General features: G+C 55.6%; 7 protein-coding genes. 3 read left to right on the top strand and 4 right to left on the bottom strand.

The genetic code is table 11. The annotated features are described in order from the left end of the window. The 4 genes from AC13D2_RS00235 to AC13D2_RS00220 all read right to left on the bottom strand — a co-directional run. Positions 1-264 (bottom strand): RHS domain-containing protein (locus tag AC13D2_RS00235; RefSeq protein WP_482938024.1); only part of this gene is annotated, 264 nt, incomplete at its 3' end. Positions 265-284: 20 nt separating this feature from the next. Next, complete coding sequence (locus AC13D2_RS00230) at positions 285-3,746, bottom strand: RHS repeat domain-containing protein (RefSeq protein ID WP_300497781.1); 3,462 nt, start codon at positions 3,744-3,746, stop codon at positions 285-287. A gap of 64 nt (positions 3,747-3,810) precedes the next feature. Continuing rightward, positions 3,811-4,119, bottom strand: coding sequence for a hypothetical protein (locus AC13D2_RS00225; RefSeq protein ID WP_156105499.1), 309 nt, complete (start codon positions 4,117-4,119; stop codon positions 3,811-3,813). A 351-nt stretch (positions 4,120-4,470) separates the two neighbouring features. Then, positions 4,471-5,460 carry a DNA-binding protein gene (locus AC13D2_RS00220; protein WP_300497777.1) on the bottom strand — a complete coding sequence of 330 codons (990 nt, stop codon included), beginning with the start codon at positions 5,458-5,460 and terminating at the stop codon, positions 4,471-4,473. A 205-nt stretch (positions 5,461-5,665) separates the two neighbouring features. Here AC13D2_RS00220 and AC13D2_RS00215 point away from each other — a divergent pair, with 205 nt between their 5' ends. The 3 genes from AC13D2_RS00215 to AC13D2_RS00205 are packed head-to-tail and all read left to right on the top strand — an operon-like array spanning position 5,666 to position 10,446. Then, complete coding sequence (locus AC13D2_RS00215) at positions 5,666-6,160, top strand: hypothetical protein (protein WP_036207242.1); 495 nt, start codon at positions 5,666-5,668, stop codon at positions 6,158-6,160. Beyond that, a complete protein-coding gene (locus AC13D2_RS00210; RefSeq protein WP_036207245.1) occupies positions 6,150-7,409 on the top strand; it encodes a site-specific integrase in 1,260 nt (419 codons plus the stop codon). The genes AC13D2_RS00215 and AC13D2_RS00210 overlap by 11 nt, the downstream gene beginning before the upstream one ends. A 7-nt stretch (positions 7,410-7,416) precedes the next feature. Further along, positions 7,417-10,446, top strand: a complete 3,030-nt coding sequence (locus tag AC13D2_RS00205) for a Tn3 family transposase (RefSeq protein WP_341581987.1) — start codon at positions 7,417-7,419, stop codon at positions 10,444-10,446. Positions 10,447-10,526 lie beyond the last annotated feature (80 nt).

Raw genomic sequence — 10,526 nt, 5'->3', positions numbered from 1 at the left:
ACGGGCCTTGTGGTCGGCCAGGCCGGTTTCTTCATCCAGCCAGTTGCCGGTGTAGCCGCGCTCGTCGGTATTTGCCGTGAGCTTGAATCCCCAGGGGTCATAGGCCTGCTGCCACACCACGGCCCCGGTACTGTCAGTCGCCGCAATGGGCGAGCCCAGATGGTCGTTGTGGTAGTAGGTCACCACCTCAGCAGCGCTCAGGGGCGCGGTGGTGATGACGATCGCCGCCAGGGCGGTCAGTGCGTTCCAGATAATCCGTGTCATGGCTCTGTTCTCCCTAACCGTTACTGGCCAACAACAGTGGTGTCGTCCACTGCCTTGGCAGCGGTTTTCGAATCCACGTAAATGTATTCCTTGAAGCCGCCTGCCGGATCATACTCACCCAGCAGGTCACCCATCTGGTTATACACAACATGGGAAGTCTCTGTGGATGTACTCCGGCTCACGCGGGTGCTGGCCCCGTCGTAGGTGTAATCGATCACCTTGGCACCGTTGTCTATCGAGGCAAGATTACTGGCGCCATCGTAAATCATGATGTTTGGCCCATCGCTGGTCATGTTGCCCCGTGCATCGTGGGTGATGGTGTAGAAAAATGTCGGGAAGACTCGGTAGGTTAGCTTGTTGTTGCCGTAATAGTAATCCTGCAGGCTTCCGTTGCGATCCCGGGTATCGATGTTGCCCAGCGCATCGTAGGTGATCGTCTCTGTGCCCCAGGACCCGGTTGCCGAGGCCATGCGATTGACATCGTCGTAACTGATGGTGCGATCATGAAGAGCGCCCGCGCTGTCGGTGATGCTGGTTACGTTGCCAACATTGTCATAACCCAGGTCCAGATTCACAAAATCCACCTGGCCGTTGTTGGATAGCCGCGTATCAGGCCGTAGCCGGCTGTCGAGCGTTTGGGTGGTGACGACACCATTGCCGTAAGTGATGGTGTTAATTGCGCCGGAAGGGTGGCGATTCACCGCGGTCACATAGGGCAGAGCCTGGGCCTGCCAGCCGAGGGCATTGGTGCCATAGTCGACCGTGCGCCCGCTGGGGTAAGTTAGAGAGCTCAACTGGTCCAGGTTGTCCAGGGTATAAGTAGTAGCGTAGGTGGCGTTTCCAATCGTCAGCGACTCGCCATCAAGGTTGTCATTCTGATCATAGGTGTAGCTGCGACTGGCCACTGAACTGACCATGGAAACCAGGTTACTGTTGTCGTCATAACTAAACGCGGCAGTAGGCGTGCCATCCGAGTATGAAATCGTCGCAAGTCGGTTCAGATCGTCATACGTCCGGGTTTCGATAATTCCACTGGCACCAACCTCTTTGCTGGTCATGTTGCCAACGCTGTCGCGGCCATAAACAGTGGTTCCAGTCTCCGGGTGGATTTCCTGCATCAGGAACCCTCTCGCATCCCTGATGTACTGGCGACTGAAACCAGTCAGTGTACCGTCGGATTGAATCTCGCCCTGGAACACACGGAACACATTCCCCAAACCATCTCGGGCGATGCTCGTGCCTATGCCCTCCGGGGATTGCGTATAGCTCAGCCAACTGCTGTCCATCGTGCCGTGACTAACAATGGTCTTGACGGTTTCATGACCATTTTCATCGGTTTCCCGAACCTCGTACCCAATCGGGTAGGAAAAGGTTCGCGATGTCTGGTCTGGAAAGGCGATGCTTGTCACGCGCTGAAGAGCGTCGTAGGCGATAGTTTTGCCCTGCGTGCTGTTGGGATAGCTCTCGAAGGTCAGGTTGCCTACAGCGTCCAGCGTTCTGGTAACCTCCGTAAACGTGCTGGTGCTGGTATCTTCTCGCTTGATGCCAAGACCACGCCAGAACCCGTCAAACGAGCGGGTTTCTTTGTAGTTGCCCCTGGTGAGCACAGCGGAGCTGTCGTCGTAACTGACTGACACGTCAGCGTGGATAGGGAAATCTATACCGGTAAGCCGGTTCAGGTCATCCCAGGTATAGAAGGTGGTGATCCCTCGCCCGTCAGTGGATGAACTCAACGTTCCATCCGCATTGACCACCCGTGTCTCCGTAACTCCCTCCGGCCGGTTTATAGTTTGCGGCGCGCCACGGTAATAATTTGAAAAACTCGTGCGATGATTGTTGGCATCAGTGACCGATGCAATGTCACCTTCAGAAGTATAGGTGTAGGTGGTCAGGACACCCGACTTGTCCTCTGCCAGCATGTTACCAGCCGGATCGTAGGCTCTATCGATAATCCACTGAGTCACAGGGGCGCCGTTCGGGTAGTCAATAATTTCCTGCGTTAACAGGCCCAATATCCAGTTACTGGCTGAGTGGCTATAGGTTCGGTTGCGAGTGCGATCTGCAGTGCCAGAATTATTCGACGTTTCAACAATTGTCTGGGGCTTGCCGTATGCATCGAAGCCGGAGTATTGGGTTTGTACGGAGGTACCCTGCCGCCAATGAGTAACATTTGTCAGCAGTGGCACCTGCGTATCATTGTCAATCCTGCTGGTATCTCGCCCGTGCCAGAAGTTCTCATTGGAAAGCAGCATGCTGCTGTACTGGTAGGAGTACTGTTCCAACATCGTTCCTTGAAGGTCGTACACTTCCTCGTAACGCTTGGTGCCAATTTCCCAGACATTGGCGCTGGTGGTGTAGCCGATGTGGTAGAAGGTGCGCTGATGGTCCGGTGCCACCATGTGGGTTTCGTCATAACCATACTGCCCGTTGTAGGCTGGTGTGTAGGTGTAGGACCAGGTGCCCGGCGTTATGTCGCGGCCGCTGTTTTGCTTGCCAGTCACAACGGTTGTTGCCTTCTGGGCACCGAAGTTGAAGTATACATAGTCGTAGTCGTAGTCGATGATGCCGCCAGAGGGATAGGTCACGGTATCGATCGCGAGACTGCCGGCATCACCGTTGGTGGTGATTGGGTAATAGGTGTAGTTCCAGCTCTCACCGTCTGGACGGGTCACGGTGGTTAGCTGCGCAAAATCCGGCGTGGTGTTGTTGGTGTAGGTGTGGCTGTAACTCCAGGTCTGCCCATTGGCGGTAATGGATGTCAGTCGAGTGTTGTCGCTACCGGTATTCGCATAGTTGTAATCTACCGAGCGTCCGTCACTGGTGGAAATCGACTCAATGTAGGTGATGCTGAACGCATTGGTATTGTAGTCAATGGTCATCCAGTTGCCGTTGGCATCCTCGATGCGGGTCGCGTAGATCTTCAGGCCCTCAAAGTCGTTGGCCCGGTAATCCATGGTGTAGGTGGTGCCATCCGGCGACTTCACAATCACATCGTTGCTGCTGTTGCAATTCGCACTCCACCACTGTTTGGTGATCAATTCCGGGCTGTGTTGGTCGGCAAGTACCAGTAATTGGCGGCTACCGTCGGCCAACTCCAGAGAAGGGTTATCGAGCACATCCACTGAAAACAAGTTCTGACTGCAAACCTTGTCCGCGTTCGTGTCCGACACTGCAATGCGGCCAAAATGCATGCTCCAGCCGTAGCCATAAGGGCTGTATGGCAAAAAGGCGTCTTGAGGGTTGTTGTAAATTCGATTGATGCGGATATCGAAACCACCGTTACCGGGCACGACGAGATCCGTATAGCTCAGTTGCAGTTGACCTGAGAATGGATCGATCTCTTCCCCGAAATTCTGGTTGATGGTTTCCTTGAACGGGTTCAAACCCGGTTCTTCGTAGTAATCGCGAATGTTCGCCTGGGCAGTTGAGACAAGCGCGGTGCATGCGATTAGGCAAGACACAACTCGAATGCGGAATGACATCAGTCACCTCCATGTGGTTTGGGCGTGTTCGGGGCTAGGCATCACTCACGATGCCACGTGATAATCAGGAGTTCGGATCAGCAATAATTGAGCGAGCCTTGATTTTTTGGGCTTCGTGCTTCTCCATGGTTCTAGCGGCTTTGGGAGCTTTAAGTGACGCCGGCGCAAAAGACGGAAGTCTCTGTTGCGAAGCCTTGTCAAATGATGAGGCTTGTCGTGTGGCTGAAGCGGAATTTCTGCCCGAAGCACTTACCGTAAATGGCAGGCTTTCAATCGCTGAAGCCCCGTTCGGGATTGCATGCGGTTTCTCTGCGAGCACAACTGAAGACATCAGTGCGGAGAAAAAAGTAAAACTGATAGCGGTAAATTTCATGTATCCACTCCCTGTGTGCTGGTCAATTTCCGTACAACCCAAGCTAGGTCAGGGCTGATCTTTTGTCCAAGCGAATTTACAAAACGACACATGTTTCAATAAACGGACACGTTTTGGCAAAAACCTCTCCCTAGACGATGAAAAGGCAGGGCAACACGCCGCCCTAAATCCGTCATCCAAACCACTCGGACGCCCCCAATGAAAAACACCTGTGACTTGAGCCACAACAGCCTTGCAGTAGGCTTTAAAACACAGTCTGGAGGCATTTCAAGAAACGGGATATCTCAATTTTATGTCGCGGTCACGAGCGATCTGCTCCTTTCGTCAACAGACCGTGTCTTTACGAATGCATTAAGGGGCCCTTCTGATCGTCTCGTCGGAATCGTTGCCAGCGCTCAAACGATCCAACAGCTCATTCTTCACGCTCAGCTCGGTTTCAAGCTGCTGAACCCTCGCTTTCAGTTGGTCGTTCACGCGCTGCTGCTTTTCAAAGGCAGCCTTTGGTTGACGTAACGCTAAGGCTTGCTGCTCTAACCGCACCGTTTTGTCGACCAGACGACGATTTTCGCGCTCCCGCTCGCCAAGTTGCTGCGTCAACTGATCCGACTGCTTTCGAACTTCAGTCACCTCCGTGAACAGCCGGGTAATCTCACGGGTGGCCTGGGTCTGCTCGTCGCGTTTCACGGCCAGGGCTTGTTGCAGGTGGCGTTGCTCTTCCTGGACTTGCTGGATCTGCTGCTCATGCCGCCGCTGATCCTGCTCGCGCTGCTCTTGCACAGAGCCGCGATAGTGCTCTAGTGCCTCGCGGGCATGTCCGTGCTTTTCTTCCAGCGAGTCCACCTGGCGCTGCTTGTCCTGAACCTGCTCAGTCAGACTTTCAATGCGTTGGGCCTGTGCGCGGTTATCGCCTTCGAGTGTCGAGAGCGCCTTCTGAAGCCTGCGGACTTCGGACTGTAACTCATCCCGCTCCTTAGCCAGCGATTCGTTCTGCGCCTGGTGTTGCCGGGTCTCAGCGGTCTGTGCCTTCAGGGTTTCCTGCAAGCTGGCGACCTCGGCCTGGTGGCGCTGTTCAGCCTGTTCGATGGTCTCCTGCGCGTCCTGGCGTAATTGCCGGGCGAGTTGGCCAACCAACTCGGTGACCTGGTTGCTCAGAAGCGCTTCATCATCCAGACGGGTGCTTTCTCGTGCCTCAATCGCTTTCAGATGGTTGCTGATGGTGGTCTTTGAGCCAGTGTTGCCCAACGCGGCGCGTATGGCGTCGATGGAGGGGTGAACATTGCGTGCCAGAAGACGTTTTCGGGCGTCTTCGACCAGGGGTTGGGTGATGCCGCCTCGGGCCATGGTGGTGTCCTCATGCTTATTTCATACCGTATTACGTAATACGTTATTACATACTATATACGTTAGAAATATAGTTGAAAAGAACAACAAAACAAACATGTGATAATCCAGAGTTATCCATTGTGATACCCGTTTCAGCGGCTATACTGACTCACGACCGGTACGATATGGCCTCGGACGACGGCCACGCAGCAGGAGATCACACATGCACACACAAGCCGATCCACTGGATCAGGTGTTTGCCTTCCGGGCGTTTGATTTTCGCAACCGGTTTCCCGCCCCATTACCAAGCTTTCGTGCGGCCCTTGAATGTCTGCAAAGTGAAGACGCCTATTTACCGGACGTTGACGCGGAGATCAGGGCCTACCTCAAAGACGGGCGCTCAATCGCGATTCCAAACAGTTTCTTCTGGGTGGAGCACAAGCAGTTCGGTTCATTGGCTGAGGCGCAAAGCTGGGTTCAAGGCCGTCAGGATAGAGCAGCCACGGGGTCTGCGCTGGACAGGCTGTCTGGCTCACTGATCACCAATCCCGACGATCCATTCGATCAACAGGTGCGCGATGCCATGGCCAAGACGTTCACAAAGATGGTTTCAAACGCGGACAACGATGCTGTGTGCGAGTCGGTCGAGCGCTGGTTAACAGAAGCAATAGCGGCATTGCCGACATCGAACGAGACGGGTGGGCCCAATGACGATTGATCGGTACGTTCGGGCGGCGACCCGCGACAACACCCGACGCAGCTACCGATCCGCAGTCGAGCATTTTGAGGTGACCTGGGGCGGGTTTTTACCGGCAACCGCCGATAGCATCGCTCGCTATCTGGCCGATCATGCCGAGCGGCTGTCGGCCGCCACCCTGAAGCAGCGCCTGGCGGCGCTGGCACGCTGGCATCGGGACCAGGGGTTCCCAGACCCGACCAAAGCCCCGCTGGTACGCACGGTCCTGAAGGGCATTCGCGAAGAACATCCGTACCGGCAAAAACAGGCCAAGCCCCTGGCCATCACCCAGCTCCAGCTATTGGATCAGTGGCTGGCCGGGCAGATCGCGCAGGCCCGTCAGCACGACGCACGGCGTCTCGGGGTCTGGTTGCGTAACCGGGCGATGGTCCTGCTCGGGTTCTGGCGCGCCTTTCGCAGCGATGAACTCTGTCGGTTAACCATTGAAGACATCACGCTGGCCCCCGGTGCCGGTATGTCCCTGTACCTGCGAAGAAGTAAGGGGGATCGTCAGGCCGAAGGGCGTCTGTATAAAGTGCCCGCTCTGAGGCAGTGCTGTCCGGTCGAGGCCTGTCAGGATTGGCTGGACTTCCTGGATCAACCCAGCGGCGCCCTGTTCAGGGCGATTGATCGCTGGGGGAACCTGTCGGACGTGTCATTGCACCCGAACAGCATCGTGCCGTTGCTACGCCAGCTACTGTCTGACGCGGGTATTGACGCCGTGGAAGCGTTTAGCAGCCATTCACTACGGCGCGGTTTTGCCACCTGGGCCAGCGCGTCGGGCTGGGAAATCAAAGCGCTGATGGAATACGTCGGTTGGCGGGATACCCAAACGGCCTTGCGTTACATTGAAGCCAAATCACCGTTCGAGCAGGCCCTGGTGCAGATTCCAACCGAAGTGGCGTCTTCGGTCGGCCAGCCGCGCCTGGCGGGCGCATCCCAACTGCGCTTACGGGCCTTGACCGTCCAGCTTACCCTGGAGCCGCAGCGTCCGCGAAGCCGCAAACACTACCAGGCCCGCACGGTGATCGAAGCCCATTGCCTGAAACCGTTCGAGGTGGAACACCAGACCGATGGACACTACCGCATCGAGGTGCCTGCAACGTCGGATGAGCATCTGGACGAAACGATGGACGACTTGATCGATGAGATACACCGTATAGCGTCCGACAAAGCCTGCTGGGTGGAGACACTGATCACGGACCCGGCCACCGGGCAGACATGGGATTGAGTCGATCATGAGTGCGATCCAGGATACAGCCTATCCACGGTTTCGGTCGGATATCCCACAACACGAACTCGATGCCGTTTACACGCCCACCCCGAACGAGCAACGCTGGGCGCGTCGATGTGCTAAACAACTTCAACAACGCTTCTTTTTGCTGGTGCACCTGAAGGCTTATCAGAAACAGGGTTTTTTCTGCGCGACGGTTGATTTGCCGCCCGACTTGAGTGGCTACATAGCGAGATGTCTTGGCCTTCAAAAACGGCCGACCAAGATCCAGCAGAGGCAGTATGACCAATCCAGTGCCCGTAATCGCCACATCAATTGGATTCGGGCCTACGTCGGCAGCCGAATTCTGGGCGATAAAGATCGCCTGTGGCTCGAAAACCAAGCCATAAACGCTGCCGAGTCCCGCGAGGTGCTGGCTGATATTATCAACATTCTCCTTGAAGAATTGGTGCATCACCGCTTTGAGATTCCCGGCTTCACGGTGCTTTTGCGGCTTGCCAAGGATGCCCGAGCCACCGTGAATGACCGCTGTTACCGGTCCATCGTCAGCGAACTGACCGACGATACAAAGGCACTGATCAATGACTTGCTGGTGTCGCCACCGGGGATCGAGATCAGCGGTTGGCAGCGTCTGAAGCGAGAAATTCGCAAGCCGACCAATAAAGAGATCCGGTCCTACCTGCAACACCTCAAGTGGCTCAGGGATATCGTCGAGCGATTACCGAGTGTCCATGCCATTCCCGTGACCAAACGGAGGCAGTTCGCCAATGAAGCAAGAGCACTAGATGTGGCCAAGATGGCCCGAATCCCTGCACGCAAACGCTATGCCCTGGCGGTCGTCCTAATCCGGCAACAGTATGCCCAGGCACTGGACGATACCGCCGAGCTTCTGATCAAGCTGATGAGGCAGCTGGAAACCACCGCCCAGCAAAATCTGCTGACCTATCAAATGGAGCAGACCCAGCGCACGGATCGACTCGTGTCCTGCTTTAAAGACGTGCTGACCGCCATGGAAGCCGGGCCCAACCCCTGGCAATCACTTCAGGCCGTGGTCGGCGACAAGCGCCAGGAGTGGCTGGATGAATGCGAGGAACATCTGGCCTATGCGGGCAACAACTACCTGCCTTTCATGTTGCGACCGTTTCGCGCCAAACGCAGCCTGCTGTACAACTGTCTGGACATACTGACATTTCAAAGCACCTCCAGCGACACCTTGTCGATTCAACTGATTGAGCTGCTCCGAAAAAACCGTTCGCTGAAAGCCGAGACCCTGGATTTGCGAATCCATGCGCCGGATCTGATCGAAAACGTTCAGCAGACCAAGTGGACGCTCGATAAGTGGCGACGTCTGATTTTCATCCGTCCGGACAGCCTGACGGTTCACCGTAAATATTTTGAGTTGGCCGTTTTGAATCTGGTGAAACAGGAACTGAAGTCAGCGGACCTGGCGGTTGTTCACGGAGATCGGTTCGACGACCATCGGGATCAGCTGGTGAGCTGGTCGGGTTACGAACAGGAAATTGACCAGTACGGGCTGGAAGTAGAGCTTCCCATGGAACCGAAGGCGCTGGTCGGCCATCTCAAGGAACAATTAACCCAAGTGAGTCGCTCGGTGGACGCCGCCTTTCCGGACAATACACACGCCACAATCGAAGACGGTCGCATTGTCATCAAGCGGAATCAGAGGCAGGGGCTGCCGACGAACTGGCAGGCCCTTGATGACGACATCACACGTCGGCTTGGCACCCGCAGCATCGTCGACGTTCTGGTGGATGCGGAGCGTTGGCTTGGGCTGCACCGGGAATTCGGGCCACTGTCAGGCTATGAGGGGCGCGTTGAAGACCCCCGGTTACGCTTCATCGCGACGCTTTTCTGCTACGGCTGCAATCTGGGGCCCTCCCAGACCGCCGACTCTATCAAACAGCTGAACCGCCGCCAGATAGCCTGGCTCAACCTTAACCACGTGACCGAAGACAGGCTGGACCGCGCTATCGTCAAGGTCATCAACGCGTACAAGAAATACGAATTGCCCGGATACTGGGGGACAGGGCGGCGAGCCGCCGCCGATGGCACCAAATGGAATCTTTACGAGCAAAACCTGCTCAGCGAGTACCACATCCGCTATGGCGGCTACGGCGGCATCGGTTACTACCACGTCTCGGACACCTACATCACGCTGTTCAGTCATTTCATCCCCTGTGGCGTTCACGAGGCGGTATACATCCTCGACGGGCTACTTGAGAACCGGAGCGATATCCAGCCGGATACCTTGCACGGTGATACGCAGGCGCAAAGCTATCCCGTTTTTGGGCTGTCCTATCTACTAGGGATCAAGCTGATGCCGCGTATCCGGAACCTCAAGGATCTGAACTTTTACCGGCCTGACCGGCGATTCCGCTACGCGCATATCGAAGAACTGTTCAACGGCCATATCGACTGGGCACGGATTGAGCGGCATCTGCCGGATATGTTGCGAGTGGCCGTGTCCATCAAGTTGGGTAAAATCACGGCATCAACCATACTGAGACGGTTGGGAACCTACAGTCGCAAGAACAAACTGTATTTCGCCTTCCGGGAGCTGGGCAAGGTCGTGCGCACCGGCTTCCTGCTCAATTACATCGACGATGTGGAGCTGCGCCAGACCATTCACGCCGCAACCAACAAGAACGAGCAGTTTAACGGGTTTGCAAAATGGAGCTTCTTTGGTGGCTCGGGCATCATTGCCGCCAACCTCCGGCATGAGCAGCAAAAAGTGGTGAAGTACAACCACCTGGTGGCGAATATGCTCATTCTGCACAACGTCGAAGCCCTCAGTCGGGTATTGCGCGACATGGCCGCAGAAGGAATTGCCATCACAGAGGATGTTTTGAAAGCGTTATCGCCGTACCGAACTCGCCATATCAATCGTTTCGGGGACTACACACTGGATCTGAAGCGACCGGTGGGGCAGCAGCTATTTGATTTGAAACTGGCTGAACTTGCCTCTCAGGGAGCGTCCAAAGCTCGGACGAGTGTTGAGGATGAAGCTGAATAAAAATCTACCCTAAAATTAGGCAATTCAATGGGTTGGGGGTGTTTCTGGGGAATTTTTCACGTTTGTCTGCCAACCCTCTA

The sequence above is a fragment of the Marinobacter sp. B-12 genome, from assembly GCF_056857915.1.
This window is presented reverse-complemented; position numbering and strand designations above follow the sequence as displayed.